At 71.0% G+C, this 20,862-nt stretch carries 19 protein-coding genes and 1 riboswitch; of the genes, 9 read left to right on the top strand and 10 right to left on the bottom strand.

The window, feature by feature from the left end; translation table 11 throughout:
* Positions 1–223 precede the first annotated feature (223 nt).
* Positions 224–1,723 carry a sensor histidine kinase gene (locus tag A3Q40_RS13955; RefSeq protein ID WP_308127624.1) on the top strand — a complete coding sequence of 500 codons (1,500 nt, stop codon included), beginning with the start codon at positions 224–226 and terminating at the stop codon, positions 1,721–1,723.
* Positions 1,720–2,421: a response regulator gene (locus A3Q40_RS13960; RefSeq protein WP_235606311.1), complete on the top strand. Its 702-nt coding sequence runs from the start codon at positions 1,720–1,722 to the stop codon at positions 2,419–2,421. Before A3Q40_RS13955 ends, A3Q40_RS13960 begins: the two co-directional genes overlap by 4 nt.
* On the opposite strand, the gene A3Q40_RS13965 is transcribed toward A3Q40_RS13960, so the two are convergent.
* The 3 genes from A3Q40_RS13965 to A3Q40_RS13975 are packed head-to-tail and all read right to left on the bottom strand — an operon-like array spanning position 2,418 to position 6,371.
* Positions 2,418–3,308, bottom strand: a complete 891-nt coding sequence (locus A3Q40_RS13965; RefSeq protein ID WP_068103024.1) for an alpha/beta hydrolase — start codon at positions 3,306–3,308, stop codon at positions 2,418–2,420. The two genes, A3Q40_RS13960 and A3Q40_RS13965, sit on opposite strands and share 4 nt — an antisense overlap.
* A 34-nt stretch (positions 3,309–3,342) precedes the next feature.
* Positions 3,343–5,481, bottom strand: a complete 2,139-nt coding sequence (locus A3Q40_RS13970) for a S9 family peptidase (RefSeq protein ID WP_068106284.1) — start codon at positions 5,479–5,481, stop codon at positions 3,343–3,345.
* Between the two features lie 5 nt (positions 5,482–5,486).
* On the bottom strand, positions 5,487–6,371 hold the full coding sequence (locus tag A3Q40_RS13975) for a phosphoribosylaminoimidazolesuccinocarboxamide synthase (protein ID WP_068106281.1): 885 nt from the start codon (positions 6,369–6,371) through the stop codon (positions 5,487–5,489).
* 64 nt (positions 6,372–6,435) lie between these two features.
* Between A3Q40_RS13975 and A3Q40_RS13980 the strand changes: the two genes are divergently transcribed.
* Positions 6,436–7,857: an MDR family MFS transporter gene (locus tag A3Q40_RS13980; RefSeq protein ID WP_068103025.1), complete on the top strand. Its 1,422-nt coding sequence runs from the start codon at positions 6,436–6,438 to the stop codon at positions 7,855–7,857.
* 16 nt (positions 7,858–7,873) lie between these two features.
* Here the strand turns inward: A3Q40_RS13980 and A3Q40_RS13985 are convergent, their stop codons facing one another.
* The 5 genes from A3Q40_RS13985 to A3Q40_RS14005 form a co-directional block, all read right to left on the bottom strand.
* Positions 7,874–8,788: a siderophore-interacting protein gene (locus tag A3Q40_RS13985; protein WP_068103027.1), complete on the bottom strand. Its 915-nt coding sequence runs from the start codon at positions 8,786–8,788 to the stop codon at positions 7,874–7,876.
* Between the two features lie 114 nt (positions 8,789–8,902).
* The gene (locus tag A3Q40_RS13990; protein ID WP_068103030.1) at positions 8,903–10,633 is read right to left on the bottom strand and encodes a DUF4012 domain-containing protein; all 1,731 of its coding nucleotides are present in this window, start codon (positions 10,631–10,633) and stop codon (positions 8,903–8,905) included.
* 65 nt (positions 10,634–10,698) lie between these two features.
* Positions 10,699–12,024, bottom strand: coding sequence for a UDP-glucose dehydrogenase family protein (locus A3Q40_RS13995; RefSeq protein WP_082833928.1), 1,326 nt, complete (start codon positions 12,022–12,024; stop codon positions 10,699–10,701).
* A 62-nt stretch (positions 12,025–12,086) separates the two neighbouring features.
* Positions 12,087–13,508, bottom strand: a complete 1,422-nt coding sequence (purB, locus tag A3Q40_RS14000; RefSeq protein WP_068103033.1) for an adenylosuccinate lyase — start codon at positions 13,506–13,508, stop codon at positions 12,087–12,089.
* An 11-nt stretch (positions 13,509–13,519) separates the two neighbouring features.
* Complete coding sequence (locus A3Q40_RS14005; protein ID WP_068103034.1) at positions 13,520–14,152, bottom strand: TetR/AcrR family transcriptional regulator; 633 nt, start codon at positions 14,150–14,152, stop codon at positions 13,520–13,522.
* Positions 14,153–14,226: 74 nt separating this feature from the next.
* Between A3Q40_RS14005 and A3Q40_RS14010 the strand changes: the two genes are divergently transcribed.
* A complete protein-coding gene (locus A3Q40_RS14010) occupies positions 14,227–15,249 on the top strand; it encodes a threonine aldolase family protein (RefSeq protein WP_068103035.1) in 1,023 nt (340 codons plus the stop codon).
* Between the two features lie 2 nt (positions 15,250–15,251).
* Here the strand turns inward: A3Q40_RS14010 and A3Q40_RS14015 are convergent, their stop codons facing one another.
* Complete coding sequence (locus A3Q40_RS14015) at positions 15,252–16,364, bottom strand: pyridoxal phosphate-dependent aminotransferase (protein WP_068106291.1); 1,113 nt, start codon at positions 16,362–16,364, stop codon at positions 15,252–15,254.
* A 41-nt stretch (positions 16,365–16,405) separates the two neighbouring features.
* Positions 16,406–17,662, bottom strand: coding sequence for a phosphoribosylamine--glycine ligase (gene purD / locus A3Q40_RS14020; protein ID WP_068103037.1), 1,257 nt, complete (start codon positions 17,660–17,662; stop codon positions 16,406–16,408).
* A 92-nt stretch (positions 17,663–17,754) separates the two neighbouring features.
* On the opposite strand from purD, the gene A3Q40_RS14025 reads away from it, so the two are divergent.
* From A3Q40_RS14025 to A3Q40_RS14045, 5 genes are all read left to right on the top strand, one after another.
* Positions 17,755–18,858, top strand: coding sequence for a serine hydrolase (locus A3Q40_RS14025; RefSeq protein ID WP_068103039.1), 1,104 nt, complete (start codon positions 17,755–17,757; stop codon positions 18,856–18,858).
* Positions 18,855–19,334: an ArsR/SmtB family transcription factor gene (locus tag A3Q40_RS14030; RefSeq protein ID WP_068106294.1), complete on the top strand. Its 480-nt coding sequence runs from the start codon at positions 18,855–18,857 to the stop codon at positions 19,332–19,334. The genes A3Q40_RS14025 and A3Q40_RS14030 overlap by 4 nt, the downstream gene beginning before the upstream one ends.
* Positions 19,335–19,352: 18 nt before the next feature.
* On the top strand, positions 19,353–19,781 hold the full coding sequence (locus A3Q40_RS14035) for an HIT family protein (RefSeq protein WP_068103041.1): 429 nt from the start codon (positions 19,353–19,355) through the stop codon (positions 19,779–19,781).
* 22 nt (positions 19,782–19,803) lie between these two features.
* Positions 19,804–20,409, top strand: a complete 606-nt coding sequence (locus A3Q40_RS14040) for a LysE/ArgO family amino acid transporter (protein WP_068103043.1) — start codon at positions 19,804–19,806, stop codon at positions 20,407–20,409.
* A gap of 23 nt (positions 20,410–20,432) precedes the next feature.
* A riboswitch (guanidine-III (ykkC-III) riboswitch) is annotated at positions 20,433–20,497 on the top strand.
* 9 nt (positions 20,498–20,506) lie between these two features.
* On the top strand, positions 20,507–20,821 hold the full coding sequence (locus A3Q40_RS14045) for a DMT family transporter (protein WP_068103045.1): 315 nt from the start codon (positions 20,507–20,509) through the stop codon (positions 20,819–20,821).
* Positions 20,822–20,862 lie beyond the last annotated feature (41 nt).

Genomic DNA, 20,862 nt, shown 5'->3' on the forward strand with positions numbered 1-20,862 from the left:
TTAGAATCGAGGCGTGAGGTGAGTCACGCGGTCTGCAGAGAACTGTGGTGCACCGCGTGATCCCAGTCACGAATCTGTTCATTACGTTCACGTTGCGCGGGGTTGCACACAACCCCACCGGTGAACGACGACTCACCGAAAGGTCGTCTTGACCAGCACGAATGCCCGACGGCGACGTCGGTCGCGCAGCGTTGCCCGGAGATTGTTCCTGGGGCAGCTCGCCGTGGTGACAGTGCTCGTGGCCATCGGTGGCATCGCCGTCGTTCTGGACGAGCGTGCGCTCAGCGACGAGGCGACGCGTCACGAGGTGACCGCGATCGTCGAGTCGCTCGCGACGTCCCCGTCCACGGCGGAGGCCATCGAGTCCCCCGATCCCACCGCGATCCTGCAACCCGTCACCGAGGAGATCCGGCGCGCCACGTCCGTCGACTTCATCGTGGTCATGGCGCCCGATCGCACCCGCTTCACCCACACCAACCCGGAACTCATCGGCGGACAGTTCACCGGGTCGATCGACCGGGCCCTGGCGGGCGAGACGTTCACGGAGTCCTACGAAGGTTCGCTGGGCCCGTCCATCCGGGCGGTCACCCCCGTGATGGACGACGGCGGCACCCTGGTCGGGTTGGTGTCCGCGGGCGTCACCCGCGCGCGCATCTCGGACCGCTTCGTCGCCGGCCTGCCCGTCGTCCTCGCGGTGGTGGCGGCGGCGCTGGCCGTCGCCGTCGGTGCGTCGTGGATTCTGAACCGTCGGCTGAAGAGTCAGACGATGGGACTCGCCCCGGACGAGCTCCGCAGCATGTACGACCATCACGACGCCGTCCTGCACTCCATCGGCGAGGGCCTGCTCGTGTGGGGACACGGCGACGAGGCGGAGGTGGTCAACGACGAGGCGCGGCGCCTGCTCGACCTCGAGAGCGACACCGTCTCCCGCCGGGACCTGCCGGAATCGCTGCGCGGACTGGGCGATTCCTCCGTGCGCGACGAGATGCACCTGACGTCGACCCGCGTCCTCGTGGTCAACCAGAACCCGGTGATTCGCGGCTCGCGACGCCTCGGCACGGTGACCACCGTCCGCGATCACACCGAGCTGCAGCGCGTGCTCGGTGAACTGGACTCGATGACGTCGTTCGCCGAATCGTTGCGCTCACAGGCGCACGAATCCGCCAACCGGCTGCACACGGTGATCACGATGGTCGAACTCGGTCGCACCGAGCAGGCCGTCGAGTTCGCCACCCAGGAACTGGCGTTGTCGCAGAACCTCATCGACCGCCTGATGAGCACGGTGCAGGAACCGGCGGTGGCCGCGCTGCTGCTCGGCAAGGTCAGCCAGGCCGCAGAGCAGGGTGTCGAACTCACCGTCACCGAGGACACCGCGCTCGCGGACACCGACGCCGTCGCGCGTCGGGAATTGGTCACCCTGGTCGGCAACTTGATAGACAATGCGATCGACGCGGCCAAGCAATCCGACGAGGCGTGGGTAGAGGTGAGTGTGCGCGAGACCGACACCGATGTGGTGGTGGAGGTGGCCGACAGCGGGCCCGGTATGGATGCCGACGCTCTGGCCCGCGCACGCACCCGCGGCTACTCCACCAAGTCCGGATCCCGCGGCCTCGGCCTCGCCCTGGTCTCCCAGGTGATCCACCGTCACGGCGGCACCCTGTCCTCGGACGCCTCCGCCGGGTCCGTCGTGACCGCCACCGTTCCGCTCGGATCGCTGCGGTGAGCAACGGTGACGTGCGGGTCCTGGTGGTCGACGACGAACCCCTGATCGCCGAAGCCCACTCGAGCTACGTGGGGCGCGTCCCCGGTTTCACCGTGGGTGCGGTGGCGCACTCGGGCGCGGGCGCCCTCCGCGCCGCGACGACGGCCATCGCCGACGGCGATCCGTTCGACCTGGTTCTCCTGGACATCGGGCTGCCCGACGCGAGCGGGATCGACGTCGCCGCCGCCCTCGGCGGTCTGCGGCCCGGTCCCGACGTCATCGCCATCACGTCCGAGCGCGATCTCGCGGTGGTACGTCGGGCCGTCGCCCACGGCATCGTGCTCTACCTGCTCAAGCCCTTCACGTTCGCCGCGTTCCGGGACAAGCTCGAGCGCTACGGGGAGTTCCGCTCGGCCCTGCAGGGCGGCGAGACGGCCGTCAGCCAGCGCGACATCGATCGGGCGATGGCGTCGCTGCGGACCGCGGACGAGCGGGCATCGACGCCGAAGGGCATCGCCCCGCAGACCCTGACCGAGATCTCGAACACCGTCCGCGCGACCCCCGACGGCGTGGGCGCGTCCGACGCCGCCGCGGCGGTCGGCGTCTCCCGCGTCACCGCGTGGCGTTACCTCGAGCGCCTGGCCGACGACGGGTTGGTGGAGCGGCACACCGAGTACGGCCGGGCGGGGCGCCCGCAGGTGCGCTACCGCTGGCGTTAGACGGGCACGACCCGACGCAGGAAGGCGAGCTGGTCCGCGATCACCGTCTCGAACGCGTCGCCGAGGTAGATGTCGAAGTGGCCGTAGGGGTAGAGGAGCACCTCACCGCGCGGCGCCTTATCCACGTGTCGGAGGGTGGCGCGTGCGGGAGCCACGGTGTCGGTTCCGCACACGCAGAACAGGGCCGGGCAGGACAGCTTCCTCGCCGACCGACCCGGGAAGTACCGGGTAATCTGCAGCGCGAAGCGTGCGGCGACCGCATCGACGAAATCGAGTCCCTCGGGCCGGAGCGCACGGTAGCCGCTGTCCGCGTCGTCGGCGGCCATCAGCGCCTTGCCGCCGCGCGGGGCGGCGAGCGGGACCAGCACCGGCGGGGCCTTCCGCGCCGCGGCCACCACGTCGCGCACCACGGACGGCGCGATCTTCAGGGTGGAGACGAACGGGGTGGCCAGGGCGGAGGCGAGCCCGTCGGTGAACGGGCACTGCGAGACGACGGCGGCGATCCGACCGTCCCGAGCGGCCACCTCGATGACGTGGCCACCACTGAAGGACGAACCCCAGAGAACGACGCGGGACGAATCGACGCCGTCCAGCCGGCGGGCGTACCGCACCGCCGCCGCCCAGTCCGCGAGTTGACGCTCGATGTCGAGAAGTTGCCGCGGCTCTCCCTCGCTGGCGCCGAAGTGGCGGTAGTCGAACACGAGGCACGCGTACCCGTCCGCGGTGAAGCGCTCCGCGTACGCGTCGAGACGCATTTCCTTGACCCCGCCGAGGCCGTGGGCCAGCACCACGATGGGGACGGACGCGTCCGCCGCCGCCTCCGGCCGGTAGAGCCAGGCCGCGCACCGATCGTCGCCGGAGGGGAACTCGACGTCGATTCGTGTCACTGCGGCACCCTCCCGATCGGAACTTACTCGGGAGTCAGTTTGACCCCTCCTGCGCCGGATCGGCAACCTGCTCGGCCCCGGTTCGGGAGATCACCCAGGCGTACTCGAATGCGACCTCGCGCCATTGTTCGTACCGTCCGCTGACCCCACCGTGGCCCGCGTTCATCTCCGTCTTGAGTAGAACGGGTTCGCTGCCGGTGTTCCTCGCCCGCAACGCCGCCACCCACTTGGCCGGCTCGACGTAGAGCACGCGAGTGTCGTTCAACGAGGTCACGGCCAGGATGGCCGGGTAGTCCTTCGCCTCGACGTTCTCGTACGGCGAGTACGACTTCATGTAGTGGTAGACCTCGGCGTCGTGCAGCGGGTCACCCCACTCGTCCCACTCGATCACCGTCAGGGGCAGGGACGGATCGAGGATCGACGTCAGCGGATCCACGAACGGGACATTGGCGAGAATCCCAGCGAACAGCTCCGGCGCCATGTTGGCCACCGCGCCCATGAGCAGGCCGCCGGCGCTGCCGCCGTCGGCGACCAACTGCGCCGGGGTGGTGACGCCGGTGTCGATCAGGTGGTGGGCGGCGGACACGAAATCGGTGAACGTGTTCTTCTTCCGCAGCATCTTGCCGTCGTCGTACCACCGGCGTCCCATCTCGCCGCCGCCGCGCACGTGCGCGATGACGAACACGATGCCGCGATCGAGCAGCGACAGGCGCGACACCGAGAACCCGGGGTCCATGCTGGCCTCGTAGGAGCCGTAGCCGTAGAGCAACGTCGGCGCCGGACCCGTCACGTCGCGACGGGCGATGACGGACAACGGGATTCGCGTGCCGTCCGCGGCCGTCGCCCACTCCCGCTTCTGGGTGTACCGCGCCGGGTCGAAGTCACCGAGCACCGGCTGCGACTTGCGCAGGATGCGCTCGCCCGTCGCCGGGTTCAGGTCGTAGACCTGGGAGGGCGTGATGAACGAGGTGTAGCCGAACCGGAGCAGCGGAGCCGACCACTCGGGGTTGGCGCCGAGACCCACCGAGAACAGTTCCTCCTCGAACTCGAGCTCGGCCGGCTCGCCGTATCCGTCCGGGCCGAGCGGCCACAGCGCCATCCGCGGCACCGCGCCGCGGCGGTACGAGAGCACGAGATGCTCGGCGAACGCGTCGACGTCCTCGAGCCGGACGTCGTCACGGTGCGGCACCAGCACCGTCGTCGCCGTCGGGTCGCTCACCGGGGCGTCCACCAGGACGAAGTTGTCCGCCTTGGTCCCGTCGACCTCGTCGTTGTGCAGGATGAGGAAGCGGTCCTCACCGGCGACCACAGCGTGCTCGACGTGGTATTCGACGCCCGTGCGACGGGGCAGGATCACCCGGAACTCGCCGCTCGGATCGTCCGCCTCGAGGTAGTGCATCTCGGTGGTGATCTTCGAACCCACCGAGATCAGCAGGTACTTCTCGCTCCGGGTGGCGCCGAAGGAGACCCAGAACGCCTCGTCCGGCTCGTGGAACACCACCACGTCCTCCGACGTCGGGGTGCCGACGCGGTGACGCCAGACGCGGTCGGGCCGCCAGGACTCGTCGACGGTCTGATAGAAGAGGAACTCCCGGTCTCCCGACCACGTCGCGCCGGGCGCCGCACCCTCGATGACGTCGGGCAGCAGGTCGCCGGTGCCCAGGTCCTTGATCCGCAGCGTGTACCGCTCGTCGCCCGTCGTGTCCTCCGAGTAGGCCAGCAGCGAGCCGTCGCGGGTGAGCGCGAACGCCCCGAGGGAGAAGAAATCGTGTCCCGCGGCGAGCACGTTGCTGTCGAGCACCACCTCTTCGCCGGGGATGTCGACCCCCACCTCGAGCACGGGCGGATTCCAGTCGTCCGGCGCGGCGACCGGGCAGCGGCACTGCACGCCGTAGCTCTTGCCCTCCGCCGTGCGGCCGTAGTACCACCAGTCGCCGCGGCGGGTGGGGACGGACAGATCCGTCTCCTTGGTCCGCGACTTGATCTCCTCGAACACCGCGTCCCGCAGCGGCTGCAGGTGCGCGGTCTGCGCCTCGGTGTACGCGTTCTCCGCCTCGAGGTAGGCGATCACCTCGGGATCGGACTTGTCGCGCAGCCACTCGTAGGGGTCGACGACGACGTCGCCGTGGTGGCGTCGCTCGGTCGGGACCGTGGCGGCGACGGGCGGCTGCAGGGGTGTCACGGGCGGACCCAATCGTCGAAGGACAGGCCCGAGACGGTCTCGTAGGCCTCGATGTACCGAGCGCGGGTGCGCTGCACCACGTCGTCCGGCAGTGGCGGCGGCGGCGCGTCACCCGTTCTGTCCCAGCCCGATTCGCCGGTCAGCCAATCGCGGACGATCTGCTTGTCGTAGCTCGGTTGCGTCCGGCCGGGTTCGTACCCCGCCCGCGGCCAGTAGCGCGACGAGTCGGGCGTGAGCACCTCGTCGGCCAGGATCAGCGTCCCCGTGGCGTCGACCCCGAACTCGAACTTGGTGTCGGCGAGAATGATTCCGCGCGACTCCGCGTGGTCGGCCGCGCGGCGGTAGATGTCGAGGGTCGCGGTGCGGAGGGCGTGTGCCCGGTCCGCACCGACGGTCGCGACGACGGTGTCGAAGTCGACGTTCTCGTCGTGCTCGCCGAGCGCCGCCTTCGCCGCCGGAGTGAAGATGGGCTCCGGCAGCGCACTGGACTCGACCAGGCCGTCGGGCAGCGGCACACCGCAGACACCGCCGGTGGCGCGATAGTCGATCAGGCCCGAGCCGGTGAGGTATCCGCGGGCGACGCACTCCACCGGCACCATGTCCAGCGAGCGCACCACCAGCGCGCGGCCGAGAACCTCCTCCGGAATCCGCGGGTCGTCCGGCCCGCCGGCGAGGTGGTTCGGCACCCCCAGCAGGTCGAAGAAGAACACGCTCATCGCGGTGAGCACCCGACCCTTGTCCGGAATCGTCGTCGGAAGCACGTGGTCGTACGCCGAGATGCGGTCCGACGCGATCAGCAGCAGGTGCTCGTCGTCGATCCGGTGCAGCTCGCGCACCTTGCCGGCGGCCAGATGGGGATAACTCGACAGTGAGGGTCGCACGTCGACCGACACTAGTCGCGGGGCGCGCGGGACCGCGGTTCGGGCGTCTGCCACTCTCGGGTGCGTGGCGAGCGAATCGGGAACGGCCGACGTCGGATTTCGGTCCGAACGCGGGCCGATCCTGGCGGCCCTGATGCTCTGCAACTTCCTGGTGGCCCTGGACACCACGATCATCGCGACGTCGGTCCTGACGATCGTGGGCGAACTCGGCGGCTTCGGGCAATTCCCCTGGCTGTTCTCGGTGTATCTGCTCGCGCAGGCGGTGACCGTCCCGCTCTACGGCAAGCTCGCCGACCTGTTCGGCCGCAAACGTCTGGTGCTGTTCGGCATCGCGGTCTTCCTCGCCGGGTCGATCCTGTGCGGACTGGCGTGGTCCATGCCGTCGCTCATCGTGTTCCGTGCGATCCAGGGCATCGGCGCCGGCGCGGTGCAACCGATGGTGCAGACCATCGCCGGGGACATCTACACCGTCCGCGAACGCGCGAAGGCCCAGGGCTACCTCGCCAGCGTCTGGGCCGTGGCCTCGCTCGCCGGCCCGAGCCTCGGCGGACTCTTCTCGGAATTTCTGTCCTGGCGGTGGATCTTCTTCGTCAACGTGCCGCTCTGCATCGTCGCCGCCGTCGTCCTGGCGCGGCGTTTCGACGAGACCGCTCGGCCCCGCGTCGCGCACCGCATCGACTACGCCGGCGCGGCGCTGCTCACCGTCGGCGCGGGCGCGGTCGTCCTCGGGTTGCTCGAGGGCGGACGGTCCTGGGCGTGGGCCTCCGGCACCTCGGTGGCGGTGTTCGGACTCGGGGTGGTGACGCTGCTCGCCTTCGTCGCCGTCGAAACTCGGGCGCCGTCGCCCGTCCTCCCACTCTGGGTGCTCACCCGCCGGGTGCTGCTCGCCACGAGCGCCGTGGCCGCCGTCATCGGGTCCGTCGTCCTGGTGATCACCACGTACGTGCCGACGCTCGTCCAGGGCGTCCTCGGCCTCGGCGCGCTGGCGGGCGGATTCACCCTCGCGCCGTTGATGCTCGCGTGGCCGGCCATGTCGTCCCAGTCCGGCCGCGTGTACCTGCGCATCGGGTTCCGCCGCACGTCGGTGATCGGCGCGTCCGTCGTGGCACTGGGTTCTCTGCTCACGCTCCGCTGGTCGGAGTCGTCGTCGGTGTGGGAGGTGGCCGCGGGGTGCCTCGTCCTCGGTACCGGCATGGGGCTCGTCGCGAGCCCGGCGCTGATCGCCGCGCAGTCGTCGGTCAGCTACGCCGAGCGCGGGGTGGTCACGTCGACCAACACCTTCGCCCGCAACATCGGTAGCGCGGTGGGCATCGCGGTGTGCGGGGCCATCGTCAACGCGACCGTGGGCGACGATCCACGGCCCGACGTTCTGGCCGACGGTCTGCACCTGGTGTTCTGGACCGTGGTCGGCGGGGCGGTGCTGCTGCTCGTCGCCGCGGCGGCGATGCCGGGCGGACGCGTGGCGTCACCGGAGAGCCGGGACTGACGGGGGCGCTGCGGGACTAGAGACCGACGCGCTCGAGGAGTGCTTCGAACTCCTCCTGCGCCTGCGCCTCGCTCCGCCCCTCGCGCAGCGCGCGGTTGTAACCGGCGAGTGCCATGCGCTCGTACCGCTTGTACTTGGCCAGCCACTCCTCGGCGCGCTCACGCCAGTAGCCGATGGACGAGCAGTGCTTGGTGTCGAATCCCCACTGCTTCCGGGCGATCGCGCGCACCGCACGCGACGCGCCGGCCTCACCGGCGAACCACAGGTAGCCGACGCCGTCGGGACGCTCGAACGACGACACGGCGTCCACGAGCGCGGTCGGCGTCACGCCGTTGCCGGTGCCGACGATCCACTCGACGGTCACGTCGCCGCGGGTGACGAAGTCCTGACGGTCGGCCTCGTCGAGAATCTCCAGGACGACGTGGGCGCGATCGCCGGGGGGGAGCTGCTCGAGGGCGCGACCGACGGCCGGCAGGCCGGTCTGGTCGGCGACGAGAAGCTGCCAGTCGACGTCCCCCGGAACGCGATACCAGGACCGCGGACGGGACAGCACCACCTGATGGCCGGGCCGGGCGGCGCGCGCCCACTCGGCGGCCACACCCACCTCGTGCAGAACGAAGTCGACGGTCATCGTGGTGGCGGTCCGCGACCGCACCGTGTAGTTGCGGCACTCCGGGCGCACCGCGAGGTCGTGATAACCCCACACGCCGCCCACCTCGGTCATCCTCGGCAGGACGTCGTCGACAGTGGGCGGGAAGTAGACGGTGACGCATTCGTCCGGAGCGGACAGGCCGACGTAGTGCTCGAGGTCCGGGCCGCCGAACACGACGCGGATCATGGAGGGCGACAGTTGCTCGACGTACTGGACGATCGCCGGATAGCACCCCGGTTCCGTCTCGGTGATCGCGTCGAGCTCCAACGCTGTGGACATCGCACCTCCCCCGTCTGCTGGGCTACCGCCACCGGATGCCCGGCTGCAAGGTAAGCCTAACCATCGCCGGGCGGCTCGTGCAATGGGGCGCCCTCACGGGTGGGTACCCGCGCGTCAGTTCTCCGAACAGTCCGGGACGTCCACGGTCGCGGTGCCGTCGAGGGTCTGCGGCTGCATCGGCACGCGAGCCGCCCCCGGCGCCGTCGGTTCCAGGAGCTCGAGCACCACCTCACGCGTCTGCCCGGGCTCGACCACCAGCGGGGTGTAGAACGCGGGATGATTGCGCTCTGCGCCGGTCAACATCACCACCGGACGACCGTCGATGGTCGCGCGCGCCAGGGCGGACCCGGTGGTCGTGTAGATCGTCACCACCGACCTGTTGGTGCCGGGCGGACCCTCGTAGGCCGTCGTCTCGTTCTGCCGACCCGCGATGTACACGGGATAGTCCTGCGCCGGCGCCGTGTTGGTCACGGTCGCCGTCACCCGGGTCCGACGACGGTCGCCCGCACACCCTTCGGCGGTGTAGGTCACGTCGCGCTTCAAGTAGTAGTCGAGCTTGCCGCCGGCGCCGTTGTTGACGACCACCGAGGCGTACGGGGCCGGATCGTCCGGCACCTCGTGGGCGATCTTCGTGCCCGACAGCACCTGCTGGACCTGCTCGTCGGCGCTCCACACCGCGGTGTGCCCCTCGCCGACCCCCCGGCCGATCGCGTCGAGCAACGCCTGGGGGTTCGACACCGACCCGTCGAGCTTCGCGAAGACCCGTGCCGCGATCTGCTGCAGGTACTCCTTGCGCGCGGCGTTGTCGTCCTGGAACCGGAAGTAGGCCTCGGACTGCGTCTTGTTCACCACGTTGTCGCCGGTGATCTGTTCGCCGTCGGCCAACGTCACCGGACCGACCACGCTCAGGATGTAGCTCAGTGCCACCGGGTCGGTCGCCACCACACCGTCCACGACCTGGCCGGATTCCTGTTGCCAGATGGACTGCAGGATTCGCCCGGTGTAGGGGAAGTGCGGGCTCAGATTGGCGTTCTGCCAGTTGGTGGTCGCGTCGTACTGATTTCCGTACGCGCGCTGGAAATCGGGGCCGAGGTCGATCGGCTGGTAGCGGCCGCGCAATTCGGTGTTCGGTGCCAGCTCGTCGAGCGAGATCTTGCCGCGGTCCGCCGTCACCACGGCGAAGCCGCCCATGAGCCCGCCCGTGCCGCGCGACTCGGCGTTGGTCTGGAAGGCGAAGAAGTAGTTCTTCGGGCCGTCCTCCCCCAGCATCGTCGGCAGCACCTGCGCAGCGAGCGAGGTGTTGGTGACCAGACCCGCGAGATCGGCCACCTGATCCTTGAGCTGCACCCCGGCGTCGGAGACCTGCGGAATCCAGGTGTCGGTGGGCGTCTGCTCCAGATCCGCGTTCACCCGGACCGTCGCCGCGGCGATGGACTCGAGCGCCGGTGCGGCCGTGCGGAGAGCTGCCAGGTCGATGGTGCCGTCGTCGGCCCGCAGTTCCGTCGGGTTGAGAGCGGACCCGACCTCGCTTGCCGGACGCAGCACGTCCGCGGTCAGCGACCGGACGGAGTCGGCGAGCGAACCGACCACCGTCAACGGCTCACCGAGCCCCGGCACGGCTGCGACGACGCGCCAGATGGGCGACGTCGTGGCGTCGACCGCCGTCGTCGACGACTCGACGGCGGCATCGGCCGCGGCTCGGCCCTCGTCCGGATCCCCCTGCAGGATCGCCGTTTTCGCCCGCTGCGCCTCGTCCCGCGCCGCAGTCAGTCCGCTGTACGCGGAGTACAGCGTCCACGCGAACCAGAGCAGCAGCGCCACCAGGACGACGAGGATGCCGACCACCCACCATCGCCGACGAGGACGGGGACCGCGGTCCGAACGGCCCGACCTCGAGTGCGCTGCAGTGGTCACGGACGACCCAGTCCGCGGTAGGTCCACCCGGCGTTCCGCCACAGTTCGGGGTCGAGGCAGTTCCGCCCGTCGACGATGCGCTTCTCGCGTACGACACCGTCGAGGTCGGCCGGGACGAGGTCGCGGAATTCGCGCCACTCGGTGAGCACGAGTACCACGTCCGCACCGCGGCACGCCTCGAGCGTCGACGCCGAGTAGCCGAGCGTGGGGAACAGCGTGCGCGAGTTGTCCATCGCCTTCGGGTCGAACACCGAGACGCCCGCACCCTGCAGCTGCAGCTGACCGGCGACGTTGAGCGCCGGAGAGTCGCGCACGTCGTCGGAGTCCGGCTTGAAAGCGCAGCCCAGCACGGCCACCCGAGCCCCGAGCAGCGTGCCGACCTGCTCGCGCACCACGTCGACCATCGCGGTCCGCCGCCGCATGTTGATGGTGTCGACCTCGCGCAGGAACGTCAGCGCCTGATCGGCGCCGAGTTCACCGGCGCGGGCCATGAACGCCCGAATGTCCTTGGGCAGGCACCCGCCGCCGAAGCCGATGCCTGCGTTGAGGAACTTGCGGCCGATGCGGTCGTCGTGACCGATCGCGTCGGCGAGAACGGTGACGTCGGCGCCGGCGGCCTCACACACCTCGGAGATGGCGTTGATGAAGGAGATCTTGGTCGCGAGGAACGCGTTGGCGCTGGTCTTGACCAGCTCGGCGGTCGCGAGGTCGGTCACCAGGAACGGGATGCCCTCCCCCAGCAGCGTCGCGTAGACCTCACGGGCGACGTCCTCGGCGCGGCCAAGACGGTCGCGATCGACGCCCAGCACCAGCCGGTCCGGGTGCAGCGTGTCCTGCACCGCATGGCCCTCCCGCAGGAACTCCGGGTTCCACGCCACCTCGAGCTGGTCACCCGCGGGCGAGAGCTCGCGGGCCCGGGCGCCAAGCCGCGCGGCCGTGCCGACGGGCACGGTCGACTTGCCGAAGATCACGGCCGGACCGCTGATCAGGGGCGCGAGATTCTCGATCACCGAGTCGACGTAGGTGACGTCGGCGGCGAACTCGCCCTTGCGCTGCGGCGTGCCGACCGCCAGGAAGAAGACGTCGCCGAACTCGGCGGCCTCGGCGTACGACGCGGTGAAGCGGAGCCGTCCCGCCTCGATGTTCCGGGTCAGGACCTCCGGCAGACCGGGCTCCCAGAAGGGAACCTCCCCCGCCTCGAGTTTGGCCAGCTTGCTCGGGTCGACGTCCACTCCCAGGACCTCGTGCCCCAGGTCCGCCATGCAGGCGGCGTGCGTCGCCCCCAGGTACCCGGTTCCGATGACGACGATGCGCGTACTCACCCGAGAACCGTAAGGGGTGCGCGCCGGGCTTTCCACCGGAGCGGTCGGTTCTCGGGCAGCCCCTAGAGAATCGGCGCCGGGGTGTAGCGAGCAGCCTCCGGATATGCCTCGGTGAGCCGGGTGACGGCGTCGACCACGGCCGAGACCTGCGCGGGCGCCGCGCCGACGAAGACGGTGCGGTCGGCCAGGGCCGCGTCCAGTTCCGCGCGGTCCAACGGCAGTCGATCGTCGTTCGCGAGTCGGTCCAGCAGGTCGGGCTCGCGGCCCTCCTCGCGCATCGCCAGCGCGACGGCGACGGCATGTTCCTTGATGGCCTCGTGGGCCGTCTCCCGGCCGACACCCGCACGCACGGCGGCCATGAGGACCTTGGTGGTGGCGAGGAACGGCAGGTACCGATCGAGCTCGTTGGCGATGACGGCCGGGTAGGCCCCCAATTCCGCCAGCACCGTCAGGAAGGTCTCCATCATCCCGTCGACGGCGAAGAAGGCGTCGGGCAACGCGACGCGGCGCACGACGGAGCAGAAGACGTCGCCCTCGTTCCACTGCGCACCGGCCAGTTCGGCGGCCATCGACGCGTAGCCGCGCAGGACCACCTGCAGACCGTTGACCCGCTCGCACGAGCGGGTGTTCATCTTGTGGGGCATTGCGGACGAACCGACCTGGCCGGTCTGGAAGCCCTCGGTGACCAGCTCGTGGCCGGCCATGAGTCGCACGGTGTGAGCGAAGGACGACTGCGCGGCGCCGATCTGCACCAGCGCGGAGACGACGTCGTGGTCGAGCGAGCGGGGGTAGACCTGGCCGACGCTGGTGAAGACGTGTGCGAAGCCGAGGTGCTCGGCGACCGCGGTCTCGAGGCGGGCGAGCTTGTCCGCGTCGCCGCCGAGGAGGTCCAGCATGTCCTGAGCGGTCCCCATCGGCCCCTTGATGCCGCGGAGGGGGTAACGGTCGATCAGCTCGCGCAGCCGCGTGAGCCCGACGAGCATCTCGTCCGCCGCCGAGGCGAACCGCTTGCCGAGGGTGGTCGCCTGGGCCGCGACGTTGTGACTGCGGCCCGCCATCACGACGTCGCTGTACTGCGCGGCGTGCTCGGCGAGACGCGCGGCCACGGCGACGCCGTGGGCGTGCACGTGCTCGAGCGAGCGCAGAATCTGCAGCTGCTCGACGTTCTCGGTGAGGTCCCGGCTGGTCAGACCCTTGTGGACGTGCTCGTGTCCGGCGAGCGCGTTGAACTCCTCGATGCGCGCCTTGACGTCGTGTCGGGTGACGCGCTCCCGGTCCGCGATGGAGTCCAGGTCGACCTGCCCCAGCACCCGCTCGTAGTCCGCGACGGCCTCCGCCGGAACGTCGACACCCAGCGTCGCCTGGGCGCGGAGCACCGCGATCCACAGCTGGCGCTCGAGGACGATCTTGTGCTCCGGCGACCACAGCCGCACCATCTCGGGGCTGGCGTAGCGGTTGGCGAGGACGTTGGGGATGCGGCTCACGTGGCGGAAGTTTACGGTCCGAGCACGCCGCCGGGTTCCAGCGGTGCGGATCCCTCGACGGCGCCGCGGAGAACGTCGTGGATCCTCGCGCGCGGGTCGACGCCGTCCTCCCCCAGCGCGCCGAGAACCAGACCGTCGACCAGGGCGAGCAACAACCGCACGTGCTCCCGGTCCGACCGGCGGCCGGCGGCCGCCAACGCATCGGCCACCATGTCCTCGAGTTCGGCGCGCAGCCGGCAGTGCAGCCCCTGCAACTGGGGGTGGCGAGCCGCCGCCAGCACCCGCTCGTACCGGGCCACCAGCAGATCGTGCCGCTCGCCGTCGCCGTCGACGGGCCCGATCAGCAGGTCGGTCACCAACGTCACGGGGTCCTGTCCCCCGGCGGCGACGCGATCGCGCATCTGCTCGCGGATCAGTTCGATCTCCCGGCGCCCGTTCACCTCCGCGGCGTGCGCGACGAGATCGTCGAGCGAGTCGAAGTAGTAGGTGGTCGACGCCAGCGGCAGCCGGGCGCGCGCGGCGACGCTGCGGTGGCGTACCGCGTCGTACCCGCCGGTGAGCAACAGTTCCGCCGCCGCGGTCACCAAGGCCTCGCGTCGACGCCGCCCTTTGGGCGTCGACCGCGGTTCGGAGACGCTCGACATGGGACGACATGCTGCCACCGCGACGCCGTCCGCACGGGCGAAATGGGCCCCCAACCGTGTGACAGGGTTAATCGGTGGCTGCCCTCCCGCGAATCGACCTCCGCTCCGACACCGTGACCGTCCCCGACGACGAGATGCGCCGCGCCATGGCCGCGGCCGACGTCGGCGACGACGTTCTGGACCACGACCCCACCATGGCAGCGCTCGAGGAGGAGGTCGCCGCGGTCCTGGGGATGCCGGCCGCCCTGTGGATGCCCAGCGGCACCATGGGCAACGTCGCGGCGCTGATGATGCATCTGCAGCGCGGCGACAAGTTCCTCGCTCCGGAGCACGCGCACGTGCTCGGCTCGGAACTCGGTTCGGCCGCCTGGCTCGCGCAGGGCATGCCGGACGTGCTGCCGCACGACGGCGGCCCCGGCCGGCCGACACCCGCGTCGGTCCGGGCCCACGTCGCACCCGGCCCCTACTTCTCGCTGCGCACCACGCTGTTGTGCCTCGAGAACACCCACAACTTCGCGGGCGGCACCGTCACCCCGGTGAGCGAGTGGCGCGCGCTCACGGCCGCGGCGACGGAGAGCGGGCTCGTGGTCCACCTCGACGGGGCTCGGCTGTGGAACGCCGCCGCGGCTCTGGGCGTCGACCCCGCGGAGCTGACCACCGGGGCGGCGACCGTCCAGGTGTGTCTGAGCAAGGGCCTCGGCGCCCCGGTGGGCTCGGTGCTCGTGTCCGACGCCGTGCGGATCGCGGAAGCCCGCCGCATCCGGAAGATGCTCGGCGGCGGGGTGCGCCAGGGCGGTGTGCTCGCGGCGGCGGGGCTGGTGGCCCTGCGCTCGCGGGACCGTCTGGACGACGACCACGCGCACGCTCGACAGCTCGCCGACGGCCTGCGCGAGCGCGGCTGGGCCGTCGACGAGCCGGAGACGAACATCGTCCTGGCCACCACGGAGGATCCCGCGGCCACGGTCCGGGCGCTCGCCGCGGCGGGCGTGGGTGCGGTGACGGTGGCGGGCCGAGTGCGCTTCGTGACCCACCGGGGCATCTCGGCCGAGGACATCGACGCGGCGCTGGCCGCGTGCGCTGCGCTGCCGACGGCGTAGTCCTACCGGCGCAGGTGCGGCGCCACCCGCGTGAGCGCCTCGTGCATGTCCTCGGTGGACCCCGCGAACGAGAAGCGCACGCTACGACGACCGTCCACGGTGTCGAAGTCGAGCCCGGGCACGACCGCGACGCCCGTCCGATCCAACAGCTCGGCGCACCAGGCTGCGGAGTCGTCGGTGAGGTGGCCGAGGTCGGCGTAGACGTAGAACGCGCCGTCGGCGGGTGCGGTGCGGGTGATGCCGAGGTCCGCGAGTCCGGTCAGCAGCACCTCGCGGTTGCGGGCGTAGCGCTCGACGTGGCCGTCGAGCTCGATGATCGACTCGTCGTCGAACGCGGCGAGTGCGGCCACCTGCGACACCGTGGGCGGGCATACCGTCATGTTCGAGGCGAGCCGTTCGACCGCCCGGAGCAGGTCCGGCGGCACGACGGCCCAGCCCAGTCGCCACCCCGTCATGGAGAAGTACTTCGACACCGACCCCACCACGACGGCCCGGTCGGAGAACGCGCGGGCGGACCGGCACCGAACGCCGTCGTAGGTGATGCCGTGGTAGATCTCGTCGGAGATCAGCAGGGTGCCGTGCTCGTCGCACCAGCGGGAGAGCGCCGCCAGCTCGTCGGGGTCGATCACGGTGCCGGTGGGGTTGGCAGGGCTCGCGACGATCAGCCCGGCCGGTGGGGCGGGGAGCGCGTCGAGCATGGCCACGGTCGGTTGGAACCGCACGCTCGCGTCGCAGTCCAGCTCGATCACCCGGCACCCCAACGCGGCCAACGTGTTCCGGTACGCGGGATATCCGGGCCGGGCGACGACGACGGTGTCCCCGGCGTCGAACGCCGCCAGGAAGAGCAACGTGAAGGCCCCCGACGATCCGGTGGTGACGACGACGTCGTCCGCGGGGATCGTGACGTCCTCGTTCCGGGAGAGGTAGGCCGCGATGCGCTCGCGGAGGTCACGCAGACCGAGGGTCTCGGAATACCCGAGCGTGTTCTCTTCGAGTGCGTGCCGCATGGCGTCGAGCACGGGACGCGGTGCGCGCGTGGACGGTTGGCCCGCGGCCAACGACACCACGTCACCACGGGTGCGCTGCCGCCGCGCCGCGGCGGCGACCACGTCCATGACGTGGAAGGGTTCGACGCGGGACCGGACCGACTCGCCCGTCACGGGATCGCGATCCGGCCCTCGGTCGCCGCGAGTCCGATGTCGGAGCGGAAGTGGCCGCCGGGCAACGACACTCGCGAGAGCACGTCGTACGCCTCGGTGCGCGCGGCCGCGAGGTCGGCACCGACTCCGACCACGCTGAGTACGCGGCCACCGGCCGAGACCAGGGCGCCGGCGTCGTTGCGCGCCGTGCCCGCATGCAGCACGCCCGGCCCGTCCGCGCCGGTGATCACGTCGCCGGTCCGCGGCCGACCGGGGTAGTTCTCGGCGGCGACGACGACGGTGACGGCCGAGCCGTCCTTCCACTGCAGAGGCGGGAGCGCGTCGAGCGTGCCGGTGGCGGTGGCGTGCAGCGCGGCCCCGAGCGGGGAGTCGAGCAGCGCGAGGACGGCCTGGGTCTCGGGATCGCCGAAGCGACAGTTGAACTCGATGACGGCGGGGCCGTCGGCATCGACGGCCAGACCGGCGTAGAGCAGGCCGGAGAACGGGCAGCCGCGGCGCACCATCTCCGCCGCGACGGGGGCGACGACCTCGTCGACGATGCGCGTGACCATGTCCGCGGGCAGCCACGGCAAGGGGGTGTAGGCGCCCATGCCGCCCGTGTTGGGTCCGGTGTCGCCGTCGCCCACCCGCTTGTGGTCCTGCGCGGGCAGCAGCGGGACCACGGACTCGCCGTCGACGAGGCAGAAGAGCGAGACCTCGGGACCGGAGAGGAACGATTCGAGCAGGACCGGGTGGCCGAGTTCGAGGAGTTCGGCGGCATGGTCGCGCGCCGCCCGGCGATCGGCGGTGACGACGACGCCCTTGCCGGCGGCCAGTCCGTCGTCCTTGACCACCCAGGTGGGCCCGAAGCGGTTCAGCGCGGCGTCGAGTACGGCCGGGGTGTCGACGACCTCGCTGTGGGCGGTCCGCACCCCCGCCGTCGTCATCACGTCCTTGGCGAAGGCTTTCGAGCCCTCGATGCGGGCGGCGGCCGCGGAGGGACCGAAGCAGGCGATGCCGGCGTCGCGGACGGCGTCGGCCACCCCGAGCACCAGCGGAACCTCCGGTCCGATCACGACGAGGTCGGTGCCCAGTTCACGGGCGAGCTCGACGACGGCGGCGCCGGACGCGACGTCGACGGCGTGCACGGGCACGACGGCGGCGATGCCGGCGTTGCCGGGCGCGCACGCCACGGTGTCGACGCCGACGTCGGCGAGCAGGGCGGTGATCAGGGCATGTTCACGGGCTCCGGAGCCGATGACGAGTACGCGCACGACGAGCAGCGTACTGGCCGTGGTCTGGACAGTCGCTGTCCGATCGCGCTAATCTTCGCTTGTCCGGAAATACGGAAAACCGGAGGAAGCCGATGCGACGCCCGATGATCCTGATGTCCACCCTCACCGTCACCGCCCTCGTCGCAACGGGATGCGCATCGGCCGAACCGGCCACCGCAGCCCCGTCACCGGCTCCCGCCGACGACTGCCCTGCTCCCCCCGCCGCCGGGTTCGACACCCCCGACGGCTGGATCGGCCTGGCCGCCGAGCGCCCCGAGGACATCGCGTTCGTCGTCGACACCGGAGACTCCTCGGTGGCGGCGCGAGCCGACCGCGATCAACCCCTTGCCAGCGCCGTCAAGGTCGTGCATCTGGTCGCCTACGCCCGTGCCGTCGCCGACGGCACGCTCGATCCCGACGAGCAGGTGCCCGTCCTGGACTGGCAGCGCTGGTACGCACCGGGCACCGACGGCGGCGCCCACATCGCCGCCCTGAACCGTCTCGGCATCCCGAACGACGGGACGAGCCCGCTCGACCCGGCCGCGACCGTGCGTCTCGACGACATGGTCTCGGCGATGGTCCGCGAATCCGACAACGGCGTGCCGGACTACCTGCGCTACCGACTCGGCGACGACGCCCTCCGCGCCGCGGCGTCGGCAGCCGGGTGGACGGACTTCACCCCGCCCACCCTCGTCGGCACCAACCTCGGGGCACTGGATCCGACCGTCGACCGCGACGACCTGTGGTCGCTCGCCCAGCGCTTCGCGTTCGACGCCGACTTCCGCGCCGGGTACGCCCAGAACGTCACGCCGCCGGACGAGGCCGCGATCCTGGCGTACTACGACCGCTACGGGCCGCGAGGATCGGCGGACGACCTCGCCCGCGTGTACCGGGCCGTCGCCGACGGATCCCTCGGCGCCGGCGTCGACGACGTCCGTCGTCAGCTGGAATGGCAGTCCGCACCGGAGCCCTTCACCGCCATGGGGTTCAAGGGCGGCAACCTGCCGGGCGTGCTCACCCACGGATTCGAGTTCCGCGGCGACGACGGCCGGACCGCCGTCGTGGTCTGGTTGACGCACGGTCTGGACGCCGCGGACTACGGTGCGGCCATGGAGAATCTCGCGGCCCACCAGCAGCTGCTGGTCGACGCGGCTACCGACCCCGCCGTCGTGCCCCGATTGGCGTGCGTGGCGTGAGCGACGTCGCCGACCGGCTCGCGGCGCTCGAGGCACGGGTCGCGGCCCTCGAGGCGGCCGGCGGCCCCGACGCCTCGGTGTCGGCGTCCGACCCGCACCCGCCCACCGGCGGCGCGGTCGGCTACTCGGGCGAGGTCCACCTGGCCGGGGACGTCTCGTGGTCCATGACGTACTCCCCCGACGGCGTGCTCGGCCTGCCGCCGGAGCGCTCCGTCGAGGTCTTGGCGGCGCTCGGACATCCGGTGCGCTTCGCGATCGTCCGGGCGCTGCTGCGGGGACCGATGTCGGCGACGGCGCTGCAGGAGTCCCTCGACTCGACGTCGGCGGGTCGGCTGTACCACCACCTCAAGGCGCTCACGGGCGCCCGCATCGTGGACCAGCAGGCGCGCGGCGACTACCGCCTCGCGCCCCGCACCGTCGTTCCCGCGCTGGTGCTCATGATGGCGTCGGCCGACATCGCGGGCGAGTTGCGCTGAGCGCCTAGGCTCACGCGCATGGCAACCCTCTTCTCGTCGATCATCGCCGGCGACATCCCCGGTCGCTTCGTCTGGGAGGACGACGACGTCGTCGCGTTCCTCACCATCGCCCCCGTCACGCAGGGCCACACCCTGGTGGTCCCCCGCGCCGAGATCGACCAGTGGCAGGACGTGGATCCCGTGACGTTCGGGTCGCTGACCAACGTTGCCCAGACCGTCGGCAAGGCGGTGCGGTCGGCGTTCGACGCACCGCGAGCCGGGTTGCTGATCGCCGGACTCGAGGTCCCGCACCTGCACCTGCACGTCTTCCCCGCCTACGACATGGGGAACTTCGACATCTCCGGCGCCGATCCGTCGCCGACGACGGAGTCGCTCGACGAAGCACAGGAGAAGATCAAGGCCGCGCTGACGGCCCTCGGCCACGGTCAGCACGTCCCGGCGCGCTGACCGACGGGAGCCCGCGGGCCGTATGACCTCCTTCGCGCTCGGTGTCGGCATCGGGCTCTCCCTAATCGTCGCCATCGGCGCGCAGAACGCCTTCGTGCTGCGCCAGGGCATAGCCCGCCGACACGTCGCCCTCGTCGTCGCCATCTGCGCGGTGTCCGACGCCGTCCTCATCACCGCGGGGGTGGCCGGCGTCGGGGCCGTGGTCGACCGACTCCCCGTTCTCGTCACCGTCGTCACCGTGGCCGGCGCGGTGTTTCTCCTCACCTACGGAGCCCTGGCGTTCCGGCGTGCGCTGCGCCCGTCGGCGCTCGTCCTCGGTGACGACCGCGCCATGGCGTCGAGGCGCACCGTGGCGCTGACCGCGCTGGCCCTCACGTGGCTCAACCCGCACGTGTACCTCGACACGATGGTGTTCCTCGGCTCGGTCGCCAACCGCGAAACCGGCTCGGGCCGTTGGTGGTTCGCCGGTGGTGCCGTCGTCGCGAGCCTGGTGTGGTTCTCGACTCTCGGCGTCGGCGCCCGGTTCCTGACCCCGGTGTTCGCCCGGCCCGGCGCCTGGCGCGTCCTCGACCTCGCCGTCGGCGTGGTGATGGTCGTGATCGCGGTGGTCCTGATCACCGGGCTGTGACCGTTCCGCTTGCTACCGTGGATGCAAGCCCGTGCACGACGGGCCCGGACGAGCGCACCGTACCCGGCAGGCGACAAGACGGTGCAGGAGAGTCGTCATGGCCTGGATCGTTCTGCTCGTGTCCGGAATCCTCGAAGCCGTGTGGGCCACCGCCCTCGGCCGGTCCGCAGGATTCACCCGCCTTACCCCCACCGTCGTCTTCGCGGTGGCCCTGGTCCTCAGCATGATCGGGCTGGCCGTCGCCATGCGGTCCATCCCCACCGGCACCGCCTACGCCGTCTGGGTGGGCATCGGCGCCTCGCTGACGGTGGCCTACGCCATGATCACCGGTGCCGAGACGGCGTCGCTGCTGCGCATCGCGCTGATCGTCGGCCTGGTGGGGTGCGTGATCGGGTTGAAGCTGGCGCACTGACGCTCGGCTCTCGATCCTCGTCCCGACGGTGTGCACCAGCG

The organism is Rhodococcus sp. PBTS 1, from assembly GCF_001620025.1.
Classification (GTDB): domain Bacteria; phylum Actinomycetota; class Actinomycetes; order Mycobacteriales; family Mycobacteriaceae; genus Rhodococcoides; species Rhodococcoides kroppenstedtii.